The organism is Dyella sp. (assembly GCF_035486915.1).
GTDB lineage: Bacteria > Pseudomonadota > Gammaproteobacteria > Xanthomonadales > Rhodanobacteraceae > Dyella_B.
This window is the reverse complement of the sequence record NZ_DATHMR010000194.1, coordinates 32,249-50,561: the sequence shown is the minus strand read 5'-3', so window position 1 is coordinate 50,561 and position 18,313 is coordinate 32,249. Positions and strand designations below refer to the sequence as shown.

Annotated in this window: 17 protein-coding genes; 6 read left to right on the top strand and 11 right to left on the bottom strand. The window is 59.8% G+C overall.

Translation table 11 applies throughout. The features are described from left to right. Both VK725_RS15905 and VK725_RS15900 read left to right on the top strand, forming a co-directional pair. On the top strand, positions 1-1,038 hold a 1,038-nt coding region (locus VK725_RS15905; RefSeq protein ID WP_325319031.1), incomplete at its 5' end, for a YifB family Mg chelatase-like AAA ATPase. Between the two features lie 60 nt (positions 1,039-1,098). Then, the gene (locus VK725_RS15900) at positions 1,099-2,895 is read left to right on the top strand and encodes a sodium:proton antiporter (RefSeq protein ID WP_325319030.1); all 1,797 of its coding nucleotides are present in this window, start codon (positions 1,099-1,101) and stop codon (positions 2,893-2,895) included. A gap of 103 nt (positions 2,896-2,998) precedes the next feature. On the opposite strand, the gene aceA is transcribed toward VK725_RS15900, so the two are convergent. Both aceA and aceB read right to left on the bottom strand, forming a co-directional pair. Beyond that, a complete protein-coding gene (aceA, locus tag VK725_RS15895; RefSeq protein ID WP_325319029.1) occupies positions 2,999-4,294 on the bottom strand; it encodes an isocitrate lyase in 1,296 nt (431 codons plus the stop codon). A 37-nt stretch (positions 4,295-4,331) separates the two neighbouring features. Continuing rightward, positions 4,332-5,927 (bottom strand): malate synthase A, encoded by a 1,596-nt coding sequence (gene aceB / locus VK725_RS15890; RefSeq protein WP_325319028.1) that lies wholly within the window; start codon positions 5,925-5,927, stop codon positions 4,332-4,334. 123 nt (positions 5,928-6,050) lie between these two features. Between aceB and VK725_RS15885 the strand changes: the two genes are divergently transcribed. Next, a complete protein-coding gene (locus VK725_RS15885) occupies positions 6,051-7,097 on the top strand; it encodes a LysR family transcriptional regulator (RefSeq protein WP_325319027.1) in 1,047 nt (348 codons plus the stop codon). Between the two features lie 6 nt (positions 7,098-7,103). On the opposite strand, the gene VK725_RS15880 is transcribed toward VK725_RS15885, so the two are convergent. The 8 genes from VK725_RS15880 to VK725_RS15845 form a co-directional block, all read right to left on the bottom strand. Continuing rightward, entirely contained in the window at positions 7,104-7,625 is a 522-nt protein-coding gene (locus tag VK725_RS15880; RefSeq protein WP_325319036.1) for a 1-acyl-sn-glycerol-3-phosphate acyltransferase, read from the bottom strand. Positions 7,626-7,693: 68 nt separating this feature from the next. After that, entirely contained in the window at positions 7,694-8,116 is a 423-nt protein-coding gene (arfB, locus tag VK725_RS15875) for an alternative ribosome rescue aminoacyl-tRNA hydrolase ArfB (protein WP_325319026.1), read from the bottom strand. Between the two features lie 10 nt (positions 8,117-8,126). Beyond that, the gene (locus VK725_RS15870; RefSeq protein ID WP_325319025.1) at positions 8,127-8,849 is read right to left on the bottom strand and encodes a pseudouridine synthase; all 723 of its coding nucleotides are present in this window, start codon (positions 8,847-8,849) and stop codon (positions 8,127-8,129) included. Positions 8,850-8,919: 70 nt separating this feature from the next. Then, on the bottom strand, positions 8,920-10,557 hold the full coding sequence (gene ubiB, locus VK725_RS15865; protein WP_325319035.1) for a ubiquinone biosynthesis regulatory protein kinase UbiB: 1,638 nt from the start codon (positions 10,555-10,557) through the stop codon (positions 8,920-8,922). Between the two features lie 5 nt (positions 10,558-10,562). Next, positions 10,563-11,213 carry a ubiquinone biosynthesis accessory factor UbiJ gene (locus VK725_RS15860; RefSeq protein ID WP_325319024.1) on the bottom strand — a complete coding sequence of 217 codons (651 nt, stop codon included), beginning with the start codon at positions 11,211-11,213 and terminating at the stop codon, positions 10,563-10,565. A 48-nt stretch (positions 11,214-11,261) separates the two neighbouring features. After that, positions 11,262-11,732: a tRNA (cytidine(34)-2'-O)-methyltransferase gene (locus tag VK725_RS15855; protein WP_325319023.1), complete on the bottom strand. Its 471-nt coding sequence runs from the start codon at positions 11,730-11,732 to the stop codon at positions 11,262-11,264. Between the two features lie 40 nt (positions 11,733-11,772). Beyond that, positions 11,773-12,003 (bottom strand): hypothetical protein, encoded by a 231-nt coding sequence (locus VK725_RS15850; protein ID WP_126673972.1) that lies wholly within the window; start codon positions 12,001-12,003, stop codon positions 11,773-11,775. A 30-nt stretch (positions 12,004-12,033) separates the two neighbouring features. Next, positions 12,034-12,213, bottom strand: a complete 180-nt coding sequence (locus VK725_RS15845; protein ID WP_325319022.1) for a hypothetical protein — start codon at positions 12,211-12,213, stop codon at positions 12,034-12,036. 295 nt (positions 12,214-12,508) lie between these two features. Between VK725_RS15845 and VK725_RS15840 the strand changes: the two genes are divergently transcribed. Then, positions 12,509-12,946, top strand: a complete 438-nt coding sequence (locus VK725_RS15840) for a DUF4156 domain-containing protein (RefSeq protein ID WP_325319021.1) — start codon at positions 12,509-12,511, stop codon at positions 12,944-12,946. Positions 12,947-12,961: 15 nt separating this feature from the next. Here the strand turns inward: VK725_RS15840 and VK725_RS15835 are convergent, their stop codons facing one another. Next, the gene (locus tag VK725_RS15835; RefSeq protein WP_325319020.1) at positions 12,962-13,576 is read right to left on the bottom strand and encodes a TetR/AcrR family transcriptional regulator; all 615 of its coding nucleotides are present in this window, start codon (positions 13,574-13,576) and stop codon (positions 12,962-12,964) included. 570 nt (positions 13,577-14,146) lie between these two features. Between VK725_RS15835 and VK725_RS15830 the strand changes: the two genes are divergently transcribed. Both VK725_RS15830 and VK725_RS15825 read left to right on the top strand, forming a co-directional pair. Further along, complete coding sequence (locus VK725_RS15830) at positions 14,147-15,202, top strand: LacI family DNA-binding transcriptional regulator (RefSeq protein WP_325319019.1); 1,056 nt, start codon at positions 14,147-14,149, stop codon at positions 15,200-15,202. Between the two features lie 35 nt (positions 15,203-15,237). Further along, positions 15,238-18,252, top strand: coding sequence for a TonB-dependent receptor (locus VK725_RS15825; protein WP_325319018.1), 3,015 nt, complete (start codon positions 15,238-15,240; stop codon positions 18,250-18,252). Positions 18,253-18,313 lie beyond the last annotated feature (61 nt).

Sequence of the window (18,313 nt, the reverse complement as noted above, 5' to 3'; positions counted from 1 at the left end):
CTGGCAGAAGTGTGCGGCTGGTTGCGCGGCGCGCAGGAGTTGCTGCCGCCCGCCGCGTCGCTCGCGCTGAGCAACGACGACAACGGTCCGGATCTCGCCGATGTGCGTGGGCAGTTGCAAGGGCGTCGCGCCTTGGAGATTGCAGCTGTCGGCGGTCACCACTTGCTGCTCATGGGGGCGCCTGGCGGGGGCAAAACCATGCTGGCCGAACGCTTGTCGGGCATCCTGCCGCCAATGTCCGAATCCGAAGCGCTGGAAACTTGCGCGGTGATGTCGGTGGCGGGCCATGTCGTCGATCCTGCGCGCTGGCGCCGTCGTCCTTTCCGCGCTCCGCACCATACCGCGTCGGCGGTGGCCTTGGTCGGTGGCGGTTCGCAGCCCCGGCCGGGCGAAATCTCGCTCGCGCACAACGGCGTGTTGTTCCTGGATGAATTTCCCGAATTCAGCCGGCACGTACTCGAAGTGCTGCGCGAACCGATGGAGTCCGGGACCATCCTTATTTCGCGCGCTGCCCGTCAGCTGAGTTTTCCCGCCCAATTCCAGCTCATTGCGGCGATGAATCCGTGTCCCTGCGGCTACGCGGGTGATACGCGTCAGCGTTGCCGCTGCACGCCCGATCAGGTGCAACGCTATCGCTCCCGTATTTCCGGTCCGTTGATGGACCGCATCGATCTGTGTGTCGAAGTACCGGGCGTACCGCTATCCGAACTCGGCGCACCGCCCACGGATAAAGACGAAGATTCCGCGACCGTGCGTCGGCGCGTGATGCGCGCCCGTCAGCACGCGCTGGCGCGCGCAGGTAGGCCGAACGCCGAAATCAGCACACGCGAACTGGAGCGCGACTGTGCGCTGGGGCCCGCAGAACGGCGTTGGTTCGATGCGGCGCTGGAACGTCTTGGATTGTCCGCCCGCGCCTACCATCGCACCTTGCGTGTCGCGCGCACCATTGCCGACATCGACAACGGTGCCGCAGCGCTCGACCGCACCCATCTTGCCGAAGCCCTGCAATACCGACGTCTTTCGCTAATTTCTGACTAGACGGGGTCGGTTACCTATGTTGCGATACGAGCATCGGCAGCTGCCGTTGAGGGTGCGCGCATGAGCATCGAACTCGGCCTGATGCTGACCGGCATGCTGGCCATCGGCTTCTTCGCACAATGGCTGGCCTGGCGCGTGAAGCTGCCCGCCATTCTGTTTCTGCTGCTGGCGGGCATTCTGCTCGGGCCTGTCTTTCACGTGCTCGATCCGGACAAGTTGCTCGGGCCGCTGCTGTTCCCGGTGGTGTCCCTTTCCGTCGCACTGATTCTGTTTGAAGGCAGTCTTACGCTGCGCTTCCAGGAACTGCGCGGTATCGGCCACGTTGTACGAGGCTTGGTAAGTTACGGCGCCATCGTCGCGCTGCTGCTCCTTGCCGTTGCGGGGCATTACCTCGCGGGGATGGGCTGGGATATTGCGCTGCTGTTTGGTGCATTGACGTGCGTGACGGGGCCTACTGTGATCGTTCCCATGCTTCGTACGCTGCGACCCAATGCGCGCATCGCAAACACATTGCGCTGGGAAGGTATCGTGATCGACCCGCTCGGCGCGCTGTTCGCGGTGCTGATCTACGAAGCCATCGTATCGCGCCATCAGGGTCATGCGATTGGCATATTTCTTACTACTGTGATCACTGGCGTCGTCATCGGTGGCGTTGCCGCGATCGTGCTTGGTTATCTGCTGCGTCGCCAGCTTATTCCTGAGTATCTGCAGAATTTCGGCGCACTGGCGATGGTGCTTCTGTCATTCACGCTCTCCAACGAAATCGCGCATGATTCTGGGTTACTCACGGTAACTATCATGGGCATCGCGCTCGCCAACATGCGCGATGTGCACATCGATGACATTCTCGACTTCAAGGAGCACCTCACGGTGCTGCTTGTGTCGATGCTTTTTATCCTGCTTGCCGCGCGCTTGAGCTGGCCGCTGCCGCCGGGCATGTTGTGGGCAGGTATCGCCATTTTCCTCGCTGCGCAGTTTGTCGTGCGTCCCATCACGGTGATTGTCTCCAGCGTAGGCAGCGGCATGACCTGGCGCGAGCGCGCATTGATTTCGTGGGTGGCGCCGCGTGGCATCGTTGCGGCATCGGTCTCGGCACTGTTTGCGTTGCGGCTTCAACATCTCGGTGTGGCCGGCAGCGACGCGCTTGTGCCACTGGTATTCATTCTGATCATCGGCACGGTGGTTCTGCAGAGCGCAACATCACGTCCACTCGCGCGTTGGTTGAAAGTTGCCGAGCCCGAGCCGCATGGCGTGCTGATCTTCGGCTCCGACGCTGTCGCACGTGCGATCGGTAAGGCGCTCAACGACGCAGGGTTTCATGTACTGCTATCCGACGATGATTGGGATGGCATTCGTCGCGCCCGCATGGAAGGGTTGACGACGTTTTATGGTAACCCAGCTTCCGCGCATGCCGAGCGCAATCTCGATCTTGCGGGTATCGGGCAGATGCTTGGACTGTCCACGCACCGCGAGCGCAATTCGCTGGCTTGTCTGCACTATCAGCAGGAATTCGGTCGCGACAACGTGTACCGCTTGCGCAATCTTTCGCCGCAGGAAACGAGCAACCGCGCTGCGCTGGCCGATCGATTATCCGTGCCCGTGTTATTCGAAGATGCCATGACGCACGCGCGCTTCGCGGAGTTGCTGGCACGTGGCTGGCGCATCAAGTCCACCGGACTCACTGTGACGTTCGATTGGCCGCACTTCATCGAACAGTACGGTTCCTCGTCGCTATTGTTGTTCGGTGTGGAAGAGAAGCAGATGTTGCGTGTTGCTTTGGCGAAGCGCGAGTTGGACCCGCGTCCCGGTTGGATTGTGATTGTGCTGGTTCCGCCGGAAATGCAGGTGACGCCTTGATGCCAAATCTTCCCTCACCGTCATTCCGACGCAGGCCGAAATGACGGTGAGTTGGAACAAACCCTCACGAATATCCATGTCTTTTACGTGAGGGTATAAGCCATCAGGCAGCGGAAGCTTGATGAAATTGGGCTTCTTCCGTCGATCCTTTCAGCGCGGTGGTCGACGATTGACCCTGCTGGATCGCCTGCGTCACCGCATCGAAGTAACCGGTGCCGACTTCGCGTTGATGCTTGACGGCGGTAAAGCCACGATCGGCTGCCGCGAACTCGCGTTCTTGCAATTCGACAAACGCACTCATCTGACGGCGTGCATAACCGTGTGCCAGATCGAACATGCCGTAGTTGAGGCTGTGGAAGCCCGCCAGCGTGATGAACTGGAATTTGTAACCCATCGCGCCCAGCTCCTTCTGGAATTTCGCGATAGTCGCGTCGTCAAGATTCTTCTTCCAGTTGAAGCTCGGCGAGCAATTGTATGCAAGCAACTTACCCGGAAACCTCGCGTGAATCGCTTGGGCAAACTTGCGCGCTTCTTCCAGGTTCGGTTTGCTGGTCTCGCACCAGATCAGATCGGCATACGGCGCGTACGCCAATCCGCGACTGATGGCTTGATCAAGGCCGGCACGAACGCGAAAGAAGCCTTCCAGCGTGCGTTCGCCAGTGGTGAACGGCCTGTCGTTGTCGTCGATATCGGAGGTCAGCAAGTCGGCGGCATCGGCGTCGGTGCGCGCAATGACCAGCGTCGGGACGCCAAGCACATCGGCGGCCAGGCGCGCGGCGTTGAGTTTGTCGACGGCTTCACGCGTCGGCACCAACACCTTGCCGCCCATGTGGCCGCACTTTTTCACCGAGGCGAGCTGATCTTCGAAGTGCACGCCCGAAGCGCCCGCTTCGACCATCGCTTTCATCAGTTCGAACGCGTTGAGCACACCACCGAAGCCGGCTTCCGCATCGGCGACAATCGGCACCATCCAGTCGGTATCGTCCTTGCCCTCCGCGTGATGCAGTTGATCTGCGCGCAGCAACGTATTGTTGATGCGCTTGACGACCAGCGGCACGGAGTTGGCCGGATACAGCGATTGATCCGGATACATTTCGCCCGCGACATTCGCATCCGCAGCGACCTGCCAGCCGCTGAGATAGATGGCCTGCAAACCGGCTTTCACCTGCTGCATAGCCTGATTGCCGGTCAGCGCGCCGAGTGCATTGACGAAATCTTCCTTGTGCAGCGATTTCCACAAGCGTTCGGCACCGCGACGTGCAAGCGTGTGTTCGACTCCCACTGTGCCGCGCAGCCGCACCACATCTTCAGCACTGTAGTTGCGCTGGATACCTTCCCAGCGAGGGTTGTTCTTCCAGTCGAGCGACAGCTGTTCGGCGGTGGGCAGTATGCTTTTCATGATCGTTGACTCCTTGGAATGCTTTGGATGCACGCGCTCAGGCGAGTTTTTCGTAAGCGGGAAGAGTGAGGAAATCGCCGAGCTGTTCGGCATGTGTCAGCGTGGCAAGCAGATGCGCTGCATCGTCGGCGCGACTGGCGCCAGGCAAGGTGCTTTCGCGCAGGCGATGTGCGTGCGTGGCGAGTGCGTGATCGAATAGCGCGATATCGATCGGCGCGTGATCGGTGAATTCCAGGCTGCCGTGATGCACCCACTGCCACAACTGCGCGCGCGCGATTTCTGCAGTGGCTGCGTCTTCCATCAGGTTGTGGATCGGCACGCAACCCAAACCTTCCAACCACGCCGCCGTGTAGCGCAGCGCCACTTCGACGTTGTTGTCGAAGCCGGCACGAGTAATCGTTCCACCGCACGGTGCGATCAGTACATCGCGATCGGCAACTACATCTTCGCGCTTGATGTGCAGCTGGTTCGGCGACGACATATGGCGATCGAAAATATCTTTCGCCACCGGAACCAGCGCGGGATGCGCGACCCAGGTCCCATCGTGTCCTGCTTGCACTTCGCGCAATTTGTCAGCGCGGACTTTCGCCATGGCGGCATCGTTCGCTGCGTCATCGCCCTTGATCGGAATCTGCGCGGCCATGCCGCCCATCGCAAACGCGCCGCGGCGATGGCAGGTTTGGATCAGCAACTCCGAATAGGTTTTGAGGAACGGCACTGTCATGACGACCTGACCGCGATCCGGTAGCAGACGATCGCGATGGCGACGCAGTGTTTTCAGATACGAAAAGATGTAATCCCAGCGACCGCAGTTGAGGCCGACAACACGGCTGCGCAGCGCATGCAGAATTTCGTGCATCTGGAACACGGCGGGTAGGGTCTCGATCAGCACTGTGGCTTTCATCGTGCCGACTGGAAGACCAAGATCGTCTTCGGCCTGCGCAAGTACGTCATCCCACAGCGCCGCTTCTTCCATCGCCTCGAGCTTGGGTAGATAGAAGTACGGACCAAGATCGCGTGCGTGCAGCGCATGGGCGTTGTGAAACGCAAACAGACCAAAGTCCACCAGCGCGCCGGCCATCGTTTCGCCATCCACCGACACATGGCGCTCGGGCAGATGCCAACCGCGCGGACGCACGACCAATACGGCGGGGTTAGTACCCACGCGATAGTCCTTACCCTCCGGTGAGCGGTATTCCAGCGTGCCGCTCACCGCATCGCGCAGGTTGAGTTGACCGTCGAGCTGATTGGCAAAGCTGGGTGCGGACGAATCCTCAAAGTCGGCCATGAAGACCTTCGCGCCCGAGTTCAGGGCGTTGATGATCATCTTGCGCTCGACTGGCCCGGTGATTTCCACGCGGCGATCCTGCAGGGCAGCGGGAATGGGGGCGACGGTCCAGTGGGACTGGCGAATCGCCTTGGTGTCGGTCCGGAAATCCGGCAGGGCGCCTGCGTCGTAGCGGGCCTGTCGCTGGGCCCGGGCCTTCAGCAGTTGCTGGCGGCGCGGCTCGGCGTAACGGTGCAGCCGGGCCAGGAAGGCCAGGGCCTCCGGGGTCAGGATGTCCTCATAGCCACGGGTATCCGCATGGATCTGGGCGGGCCTGCTGACGAACTTTTCGCTCGGGACTGCCATGTGCTTCTCCACCTTGGGTTCGGTGAAGAAGCTAGTGACGGATTATCATTTTGACAAAACAAATGTTTCAATCTTAGGTATTATGTTTATTAATACATACGCTAACGTATTGAGCGAACTGTCATGAAAGACCCTGTCCGAAAGCCAAACGCGCCGAAAAAGGGCCCCGCCGCCACAACCAAGCGAAAACGGCTGGGCAAGGATGCACCGCTACCCGGCGATGCCAGCCGCTACTACTACAAGGGCAACCGCCTTAAGCAGATACGTGCTTTCGTGGCCACGGTGAAGCTGGGCACGCTCAGTCGTGCCGCCGAATCGCTTTATCTGTCCCAGCCATCGATCAGCCTGCAGTTGCAGGCACTGGAACGCGAACTGGGCGTGGAACTTCTGCAGCGCAGCCGGCGCCGTATCAACCTCACGGATGCGGGCGAAGCGCTTTACGCCGTGGCGCGCCCGCTGATCGAGGGATGGGAGAACCTCGATCGCGACTTCCAGACCAAGATCAAAGGCCTGCAGGCGGGAAAGCTGACCATCGCGGCGGGTAGTTCGACTATCCAGTATTTGCTACCCGAGCTGGTGCGCCGTTATCGCGAACGCTTTCCTGCCGTGCAGTTGCAACTGGCCAATGTCACCGGCAAGGATGGCATGGCGTTGCTGCGTGCGGACAGTGCGGACTTCGCCGTCGGCTCCATGCTCGATGTGCCCAACGACATCGCATGGGCGCCGGTCTATCACTACGATCCGATGTTGATCACGCCGCCGGATCATCCGCTGGCGCGCAAGGAAAACCTCACGCTGCAGGACCTTTCGCCTTACGGGCTCATTCTTCCGCCACAACGTCTGTCCACGTATCGGCTCGTTGATCTCGTGTTCCAGCAGAATCAGGTGCCTTATCAGGTCGCGATTGAAGTCGGCGGTTGGGAAGTGATCAAGGAATACGTGGCGATGGGTCTTGGAATTTCCATCGTCACGGGCATCTGCATTTCCGAAGCAGATCGTGCGCGACTGGCCGTGCGCAACATGCGACAGTATTTTCCGCAGCGCAGTTATGGCGTGGTGATGCGCAAGGGAAAATTCCTCAGCGCCGAAGCGCGAGCGTTTATCGACTTGATCCGCCCGGGTTTGCTGACGCATCGCGATTACGACGAATCAGGCCATTCCGAGCGCTAAACGCAGCTATTCCGTATTGCGATGCTTGCCACGATACGGGCGGAACAGCGCGCGTATCGAGGCCATGTCGGCTTCCGAATCATCGCTGGTATGCACGAGCGGCCCGAGCGTAAACGTCTTGGTCGGATAATCGATAAACACGGGCTGGATCGGTACGTGTGCGTCGGTCGCAATACGCAGGAAGCCAGACTTCCACTGCTGTACCTTTTTGCGCGTACCTTCCGGTGTAATCCCCAGCCACATCTTCTCGTGGGTTTGGAAGCGCTCCACCATCTGACCGACGACATTGAGCGCCGCACTGCGATTGATCGGAATCAGGCCAATTGGGCGCAGGACGATACCTAACGGTCCATCCAGCACTTCGCGCTTCACCATGACGTTGATGTTGATGCCAAGTCCAATCTTCATCATCAATCCCCATACACCGTCCCAATAAGAGGAGTGCGGGGCGCCGATGATGATCAACTTGGGCACATCGGGAAGTTGGCCGAGCAAGCGCCAGCCGGACAAGCGCAACAGGCTTCGCATCAGCCATGGCCAGAAGCGGCTGTTGAGCTTGGGCGCCTGGGGTGGAATGGGCGGCAGAACGGGTTCGCTCACTCGTGGCTCCAGGACCGCGACCGGTTTTGCTTGACTTTCGCGCGCTGCTGTTTGCCTTCAAGACGGCGCAGCTTCGATGCGCGTGTGGGTTTTGTGGCAACGCGTTTCTTCGGTGCGACCAGCGAGCCGCGCACGATCTCGACCAAACGTTCGCGCGCATCCTCGCGGTTGCGTCCTTGATCGCGGAAGCGACGCGCCTGAATCACCAGCACGCCGTCGTCCGTCAATCGACGATCACTCCGCGCCAGCAATCGTTCGCGTACGTCGTCCGGCAACGATGGCGAGTGCGCCACGTCGAAGCGCAATTCGACGGCGCTTTCGGTGCGATTGACGTGCTGGCCCCCGGGGCCGTCGGCGCGCAAAAAGCGCACGACCAGCTCGGATTCCGGCAGGACGATGGATCGGCTCACGGGTAGCATGTCGCGCAGTTTAACCGGTTGGGATGCTTATTTCGTCGCTCGGCAGCGACCAGCCAAATCGCTCGAGCAAACCATCGAAGGCATCATCCAGCGGTGCTTCCAGTGCCATCGGGCGACCATCCACGGGGTGCCGAAAACGCAGCCGCCATGCATGCAGCAACATGCGATGGCAACTGAAATATTGCTTGTAGAGGCGATTGTGATCGCTGCGCCCGTGCTGGCAGTCGCCGATCACCGGGTGGTGGAGATGCGCCATGTGTTTGCGGATCTGCCGAAACCGGCCCGTTTCCGGTTCGGCCAGCACCAGTGCGTAACGCTGTTGCGGATAACGGCCCAAGGCAATGGGCACCTCAACGATGGCCAGTCGCCGGTAATCGGTGCGTGCATCGCGCCGCGGTCCCGTTTCGCGCGCGCCTGGTAGTGCGTAATCGACGACGCCTTCGATAGGTTCCGGCCAGCCACGCACGACCGCGAGATATTGCTTATGCACGTCGCGACCCATGAATTGTTCGCCAAATGCCGCCGCAACTTCGCTGGAGCGCGCAATCAGCAACACGCCACTTGTTGCGCGATCCAGACGATGCGCGAGATAAACCGTGCCGCCCACCTGCTCGCGCAGCACATCGATGAGAAATGTTTCGGCGTTGCCGACCATCTTGGAGCGATGCACGGCAAGCCCCGCGGGCTTGTTTACCGCAATGAGTGCATCGTCCTGATAAAGAATTTCAAGCATCTATGGATCGCCGAAGCACCGTTTACTCTCTCCCCTGCATGCAGGGGAGGGTTGGGGAGGGACAAAAAAATTATCTGCGCCACCAGCCCCACGCGAACGAAAGCAAGCCCGCTGCGCCGACGCAAATCGGAACCCAGATGCTGTGCTGCGTCCCAAACGTAAACATCAGCGTGGCGCTCATGATCAGCGTGGCGCCGAGCAAGCCGCCGCCGATCATGCTGAGTAGTCGACGTACGAGATGGCGTTGATGGCTCAACTCTTCCGCATCGGCAAGAATGCGCTGCTCGCCGATGGCCACCTGTCGTAACGCATCGCGCACAAGCTCCGGCAACAACGGTGCGTTGTGGAACCACTCCGGTACACGTTTGCGAATTTCGCGGAAGGTGCGAAGCGGACTGTAGCGCTCGCGCAGAATCCGTTTCAGCACGGGGTGCGCCACTGCCCAGATATCGATGTCCGGATCGAGCATGCGGCCCACGCCTTCGATATTGAGCAGCGTTTTCTGCAGCAAAATCAGTTGCGGCTGCAAGGTGAGTTCGAACCGGCGTGCGGTCTGAAACAGTTTCACGACCAGTTCGGCGAGTGAAATCTGCGAAAGCGGACGCGTGAAGTACGGTTCGCAAACCGTGCGCACCGCTGCTTCCAGTTCATCGAGTCGAATGCTCGGCGGCATCCAGCCCGCATCGATATGGAGCTTGGCAATGCGCGCGTAATCGCGTTCGAACAGTGCGATGAAATTCTGCGCAAGCCAATATTGATCGGCCTCCGGCAACGAACCCATGATGCCGAAATCCAGCGCAATAAAACGCGGTTCGCTCACCCGCGTCGGATCGACCCAGATGTTGCCCGGATGTGCGTCGGCGTGGAAAAAGTTGTCGCGGAAAACCTGTTCGTAGAACAGGCGCACGCCCTTGGCGGCCAGCTGCTTGCGGTCGATACCTGCGGCATCGATGGCGGCGATGTCGTCGCAACTCACACCGGACACACGTTCCAATGTCAGCACGCGCGCTGCTGTCAGTTCCCAATGCACTTCCGGCACGTACATATCGACGCCGCTGATAAAGTTGCGGCGTAGCAGGCTGGCATTCGCGCCTTCGCGCTGCAGATCGAGCTCGTGTTCGAGCATTTTCTCCACTTCGCTGACCACATCGAGCGGACGAATCTTGTCCGCATTGGGATGCCAGCGTTGTGCCAGTTCGCCGAGTGAGCGAATGAGCCTAACATCGCGATCGATGCGTTCATCGATGCGCGGACGCAGCACTTTCACGACGACAGCTCGACCGTCATAAAGCGTGGCGGCATGTACCTGTGCAATGGAGGCCGACGCCAGCGGAACATTGTCGAAGCTGGCGTATAGCTGTTCGATCGGTTGTTTCAGTTCGCGCTGCACGATCGCGCGTGCTTCCTCGCCCGGGAACGGCGGCACCTGATCTTGCAGAAGCGACAGTTCATCCGCGATATCGCCCGGAACCAGATCGCGCCGCGTGGACAGCACCTGGCCGGCCTTGACGAAGATCGGCCCCAGTTCATTCAACGCCAATCGCAGTCGCGCACCGCGGGAAAGTGGGCGTACGTCGACGGCGGGTCGGCCAAGAAATGGGCGCACCAGTTTCAGCGGGCGAAAAAGATGCGTGGCGTCGACGACTTCATCCAGCCGATAGCGCAACAGCACCACGGCAATGCGTAGCAATCCCGGTACAGCTCGCAGCGGCGTCACGGAGTCGATCCTTTGCGCGCGCGTTCCAGACGTGCCAGTCGCGCATCCAGACGTTCGGTGCGTTCGCGCAATGCGTCGACCTCGTCGAGGAAGCTTTCCACTTCGCCTGGCGCCAGCGCGATGCGTGCTTCATCGCGCAGCCATGCGGCGCCGTCCTGCGTGAGATGCGAGGAGGTTTCGCGTGCGTGCGCCAATCCATCGCGCACCGCTTTTGCCAGCGGCACGCCAAGCACATCGCCGAAGGTGCGCGCGAAGGCGTCTTCAAAATCGGGCGCAAAGCCGCCGGCCAGCTTTTCCAGGCGGCGAGCGAGATCGGCATCGCCTGCAATCTCCACCTTGCCGGGGGCCATGCTGTCGCCGTGACGGCGGAACATCATCGACAGAAGACTGCCGGGCGTCGCGGCCACGCGCAGATCGCTGGTGTCCGGTGCGGGACCGACTTTCAATCGACCGTCCTGGACCGTGATCGCCAGCGTCAGTTCCGCCCCGCGCAGATGCAGCTGCACCGAGCGCCCATTCAGAGCAGCCAGCTTGGACTGGGTATCGGGGTCGAGCGACAGCGCGTGGTTGAGCGCGGTTTCCAGTGCGCGGCCTGCCAATTTGCGCAAGGGCTGCGGGAGCAAAGTCGTAGAAGAGGCGGCATTCATACCGGGATTGTAGCCGCCCACGCCGCGGGCCTGTCGCAATAGTCCCGATCAGGGCGTCACGGCACCTGGAAACCCTAGCTGACGCCATGCTTCATACACCGCGACCGCCACGCTGTTGGACAGATTGAGGCTACGGCTATCCGCACACATCGGCAGCCGTAAACGCTGCTCCGGTGGCAATCCCTGGAGGACGGCATCGGGCAAGCCCGCGGTTTCGCAGCCAAACAGCAGCGCATCGCCATCGGCGAACCGTGCGTCGGCATGCATGGTGCGCCCGCGCGTGGAGAAGGCGAAGACGCGCGGATGATTCAATGCCGCAAGGCAGGTGTCGAGGTCGTCATGCACCGCGACGCGCGCATATTCGTGGTAATCCAGGCCGGCGCGTCGCAGGCGTGTGTCGTCAAGCGCAAAGCCCAAGGGGCGGATCAGGTGAAGTCCGGCGCCCGTGTTGGCACAAAGTCGGATCACGTTGCCGGTATTGGGCGGAATTTCCGGGCGGAACAGGATGACATGTAGCATGCCGCCATTATCAGACGGCAGGGTCGATCGTGTCTCGCGATCAACCTGCCGTACGCAAGCAAATCGTATTGCTGACGGGCAGCATGCAGGCCGAAGGTGCCGAAGCCAGCAGCGTGCTGACGGGGTTGCTGAGTGTCATCTTCGTGGCCAGTTCCACCGGTGCGGGCTTGCTTGCCACCATCGCCGTAAGAATCAGACCGCAGACCACCATGCATGCCACAAATAACGTGTGCAGAATGAAGTTTTCAAACCTGGTTTCGGTAAGTTTCATATCCCTATCTCCGAGTGAATGAGTCAGTGCTTAAGCTGACGGCGCGTGTGTCGCCGCGGCGCTGGTGTGACCATTGGATGCCAATTGGATGGGTGCGGGTTTAATCGTGACCATCGATGTCAGGAACAGTCCGCAAATCACCATGCATGCGACGAACAGGCCACGCAGAAGCAAGGTTTCCAATTTGAATTTGCTGTCGGTCAGTTTCATATCCGTATCTCCGAGTGATGGACCGGGAAGGGGTCTCGCCCTATACACAGCAATCCGCGTGCCAGCGTGGAGATCGTCTTCAAATCATTGATAGATATGCATTAATTGATGCGTGGCAGCGGGGCGCATGTTGTCCGCGGACACCGGACATCGGCCGCCGGACAGTGTCCGGACAGAGATCGGACGGCAAATCGTTCGCGCGGTAAGCCTGCGTTAGGCGATTGGCAACAGCAACGCGTTACGATGCGATGCAAACGCAACAATGTTCGATTTCAACGTCTACATGGAGCTACTCATGCGCAAGACCCTGCTGCTGCTCGCACCTGTCGTGCTGCTCGGCGGTTGTACCTGGGGCATCAACCCCTCACCGGGCTCGACAAACGTTCGCACTGTGTGGGCAGGCGACGTCACCGGCTGCCGCGATCTGGGCAAGATCACCGTGTCGGTGACCGATCACGTCGGACCGTACGATCGCAATGACATCAAGGTGCGCGACGAATTGCAGGTGCAGGCCCGCAATAGCGCTGTCGATATGAAGGCCGACACGATCAAGCCGCTGGCCGATCCGATGGACGGTTCACAACCGTGGGAAGCCTATTTCTGCGGTAATCAGGTAGCGGGCCAGCCCATGCCGCCGCCGATCCAGGGCGCGCCTGCGCAGCAACAGCAACCGCAGGCGACGCAACCCCCGCCGCAGCAGGGCGGCGGTTTCCAGACGTATCCCACGCACTAACCGCTGTATTTTCGATTATTCGCTGAACACGCCATGCAGATACAACTGCATGGCGTCTTGCAATTGCGACAGCGCTTTTTGGCGGCCTGGCATGCCGGGCTCAGCTTGAATCGCAACAGCAGCTTTCATCATCTGCTGCACAGTAACTGCGACGGCATACATGTCTTCGGCCGAGCGATGCGGCGCGCGACGCGTCAGTAACGCCTGCAGTTCCGCGCGAAGACGGCGGCGAATGGACATGCCATCGGCCGCGGGCACCGGGCCTGATTCGACCAGCATCACGAACGCAGGATGCCTTTTGCGGAAGGTGATCAAAAACATGCTCAGGCGAACGGACAGCTCGCTGGTGTCCAGATCTTCCGAACGTTCGGCGAGTTTTGCCACCTCTCCGAACAGCGCCTGCGCGTAGTCTTCGATCAGCGCGTGCGCCAACGCTTCCTTGGTTGGGAAGAATTGATACAACGAACCAATCGACGCGCCTGCACGCGCAGCGATTTCCGTCATGGTCGCGCCGTCGTATCCCTTTTCCACGAAGCATGCCGCTGCCGCTTCCAGCAGCGCAGCGACGCGTTCGCGGCCGCGTTGACGCTGCGGCAAGCGACGTGCTTCGGTGGATTTTTGCGGGGGCATGGAGTTACCGCGCCTATTCTCATCAATCGGCAGGTGCCTATCGTACCGTTCGCATCCCATTTGCACCTATAGGCCGGTGTGTACGAAGGCCCATCGTGCCGGTATCTGAAGTGGTGTATTCGAACGCATGCCACAAGCACGAGGGTATGTACGCGTTGCCATGCGCTTGGATTGCCACCTCGGATCGATGAAGGCTTTTGTCGACTCACTCCATGCGGCTTGCCGAGATAAGTCTGGATGCAAGCGTTCAACAGCACGCTTTGTTCTGCGGCCTCGTTCGACGTCACACCCGACCGACGGGCTTTTCACGCCCGCTTGCCAGACAAATTCGTTTGCTTCATGCGGGCAAGCACATCGCTTCTGCTGCACTGCCGTGTCGGTTTGCGCTTAACAACACGAGCAGCCGGGCGCTGCGAAACCATTGGCGTGCACGCAAAGTGTCACGGCAGGTTATTGCAGTGCAGCGAAAACCGTGCTTCGGGGTCCCTTTACAAGCTTCCATGAAAACGTTTACGTTTGCGCCGCTGCTAGGGTTCAGGGCGGTACCACCACTCAATGCAGGAAGCTCCGATGGCAACGAAAAACACAACCATCCGGGATGTCGCGCGCGAGGCAAAAGTCTCCGTCGCATCGGTATCCCGCGTGCTCAACGGTACTGGCGGCGTCACGCCTGAAACCCAACGCATCGTGCGCGAAGTTGCCGCACGCTTGCATTACGTACCCGACAATGCCGCCCGCAGTCTGATCACAGGACGCACGCACACCATCGGTGCCGTGTTGCCGGATCTGTATGGCGAGTTCTTCTCCGAACTCATTCGCGGCATCGATCTGGCAGCGCGTGCACGCGGGCTGCATCTGCTGGTGTCCAGTTCACACGATGGCGTGGAAGCAGCCGCTGCGGCCGTAAGAGCCATGCGTGGTCGCGTAGACGGCATGCTGATTCTTTCGGAGTACGTCGATGCGACGTTCCTTGAGGACAATCTGCCCGCCAATCTGCCCGCGGTATTGCTCGACAGTCCCGTCAAAAGCACGCGTTTTCCTGTGCTCAACATCGATAGCCGTGCGGGCGCGATGGCGATGGTGCAGCACCTCATCGACAAAGGTCGGCAGAACGTCGCGTTCATTGCCGGTCCGAAGAACAACTTCGACGCGCAGCAACGCGATAAAGGCTATCGCGCCGCCATGGCCAAATACGCGCCCGATGCGCCGCTCAACATCGTGGCCGGCGACTTCTCCGAAGAATCCGGCTATCGCGCGGGACGCGAATTGCTCGCGCAGAAAAAACGCCCCGACGCTGTCTTTGCCGCCAACGACATGATGGCCGTGGGCTGCCTTTACGCATTCAAGGAGGCTGATGTCGATGTACCGGGGGACATCGCATTGGCCGGTTTCGACGACATTCTCATTGCTCGATACGTCACGCCGCCGCTCAGCACGGTGCAGGTGCGTATCGCGGATCTCGGCCGCATTGCGCTGGAGCGCCTTGCTGCCTTGCTGGACCCGGCCGACACGACGCCGGCATCGGTACAGACGCTGGGATGCGACATCGTCGTACGAGAAACCTGCGGTGCTAACGCTGGTGTGGCCCCTTCGCCGCGCAAGCGGAAACGACCGCCAAGCACATAACGACATCCACAGTGAATTGTCCGGGAGGGGAGAGCATGAACGCTGTATCGAATTACAAGAAACTACTGCTGGCGCGGCTTATCGCAGCGACAGTCACCGCTACCGCTGCATTGCCAATGGTGTCTTACGCGCAAAGCGCTGATGCCAATCTGCGCGGCATGGCAGCGCCCAGCTCCACCGTGACGGCAAAAAACGTCGCTACGGGTTATACGCGCGTCACCAAAGCCGGTACAGACGGCTCGTATACATTGGTCAGCCTGCCTCCCGGTACGTACAACGTCGATGCGGGTCCTGGCACAGAGCAGACTGTCACGTTGACGGTTGCCTCCACCGCGACACTCAATCTCGCCGCCAAAGCGGCTGCGACGGGTAATGCCGTCAATGCCCAGAACCTCGGTGCTGTTACCGTCAATGCCAACACGTTGACGGAAGTGACGACGTCGGAAGTCGGCAACACCGTATCGCAGCGACAGATCGAGACCGTTCCGCAAATCACGCGTAACTTCCTTGAGTTCGCCGATACCGTGCCGGGCATGGTGTTCACCGTGCAGCAGAACGGCAACACCAGTTTGCAGGCGGGTGCGCAGGCGCCGTCTGCCATCAACGTATACATCGATGGCGTGGGCCAGAAGAACTATGTGTTGCCAGGTGGCATTACCGGCCAGACATCGAGTCAGGGTAATCCGTTCCCGCAGCTGGCGATTGGCGAATACAAGGTCATCACGTCGAACTACAAGGCCGAATACGATCAGATTTCCAGCGCAGCCATCACCGCAGAAACCAAGTCCGGTACCAACGAATTCCACGGCGAGTTGTTCGGTGACTGGACCGATACCTGGATGCGCGCCGAAACACCTTCCGAAATAGCGGCAGACAAGAAGCAACCTTCGCACGACAAGGAATACGGTTTCTCTTTCGGTGGTCCGATCATTCAGGACAAGGCGCACTTCTTTGTCGCCTATGAAGGCAAGGAATACGACACGCCGATCGCGGTTTCGCCTGGCAACGACTCATTCCTCGTTCCCCAATTGCCGGCCAGCGCGCAGGCGCAACTCGGACCGAGCAGTTTGCCGTTCAAGGAAGATCTCTACTTCGCCAAACTCGATTGGGAGCCGACAACGCGCGATCGCCTTGAAGCCAGCGGCAAATTCCGCGACGAATCGGCGATCAGCGGTCCCGGAACAGGTCAGGCTGCATCGACCGCAGTGAACCTGATCAACTACGACCGGCGCTTCGATATTCGATGGGATCACAGTGCCGACAGCTGGTTCAACCGCCTGCAATTCACATACGAAAACGCGTTCTATAAGCCGACACCGGTCGAGTTTGGCAATGGCGCCGCCTACTTCACGACCCCGTCCGAGGGTTCGCAGCAGATTCTCGATGTCGGCCCTGCTTCGCCACTGGCAGCACAAGACAAGGGTCAGAAAGGTCCGTCGCTCTCGGACGATCTCACGTTCAACGACTTCGAGTGGCATGGCGACCACGTGATCAAGATGGGTGTCAGTTACAAGTTGGTGTCGCTGACCGCGCAGGATGCCTTCAACTACAACCCGCAGTTCTTTTACTACGTGACGCCTGCCGGCACGGTAGCCGATCCGTATCAGGTGCAATTTCCGATCGCGCTGCCGGGCACCAACCCCGCCGTGCGCACATCGGACAGGCAGCTGGGTACGTATATCCAGGACGACTGGACAGTCGATGATCACTTAACGCTGAACCTCGGCCTGCGTTGGGACTACGAGCAGACTCCCTCGTATCTCAACTGGGTGACACCGCAGGCGGTGGTCAATGCGCTCAACGCGCCCAATCCCTATCCCGGCGCGACTCCGGGACAAACCTACGCGCAGTCGCTCGCACTGGGCGGCGTCAACATCGGCAACTACATCAGCAATGGTCACAATCGAAACGCGCAGGACAACGAATTCATGCCGCGCTTCGGTTTTTCCTGGGACCTTAACGGCGATCAGGCACATGTCTTCCACGGTGGCGCAGGACGCTCGTACGACCGCAATCTGTATGAGCTCCTGCAGCTCGAGCAGACCAAGCTGGCGCTCGCCGAGCCGACGATCACGTTCCAGAACCCGATTAACCCTTGCACACCAAGCGCGAGCTGCATTCCGTGGAATCCTGCCTATTACGGCGGGCTAAACGTATTGCAAAGCCTGCTCGCTGCCACCACGGCGGGTCGCGAAGTCGACATGGTAAGCAATAATTTGAAGACGCCGTATTCGGATCAGATAAGCCTGGGTATGCGCAACCAGATCGGTGAGTGGAATACCGATGTCACCGTGGCACGCGTCAACAGCTACAACGGTCTGGTCTACCAGCTTGGCAACCGCTATGCGAATGGTTCGTTCTGGGAGAACGGCAGCCAGCCTTGGAACGATGGCATACCGGGTTGGGGCAACCTGATCATCGCCAACAACGGTGCGGAAACGAAGAACACCCAGCTACTTATTTCGGCGGAAAAACCATACACGCCCGAATCGCACTGGGGTATGACGATTGCGTACACCTATTCGCATGCGCTACAGAACAACGATAGTCAGGACGTCACCGATCAATACGCATTCGATGAAGAAACTATCCATGACTATCCCTTCATCGGCTCGGCAGTCGCCAGGCATCGTCTGGTGATGACCGGATCGCTCGATGGTCCCTGGGGTTTGTTGTTCGGCTCCAAGCTCGTGCTCGCGACGCCGATCCCCGGTCTTGGCTTGGCATGCTTCAACGACACCAGTACGCCGAGTGGATGTCTTCCGTACTCTGCAACACCGCCGGGTTCGCATTTCCTGATCGGTGGGCCGATCTTTGGTTATCGTGAGATCGACTTCCAAGTCACCAAGAACTTCAAGATCTATGGCAATTTCAACGGCTACGTACGCCTGGATCTGCTGAACGCGTTCAACTGGAACAACTACAGCGATTACAGCACCAACTACGGTTCCAATGGCGTGCTCAACCGGACTCCGGTGACCTACGATCCAACCGGCAACATCCTGGGTACGCCGCGTGAGGTCAAGCTGACGTTGGGTATCAAGTTCTGAAGTACTGAAACGGACAAAGCTCACCTCGTGCGAGCTTTGTCGTCTGACACGCAAGGAAAGT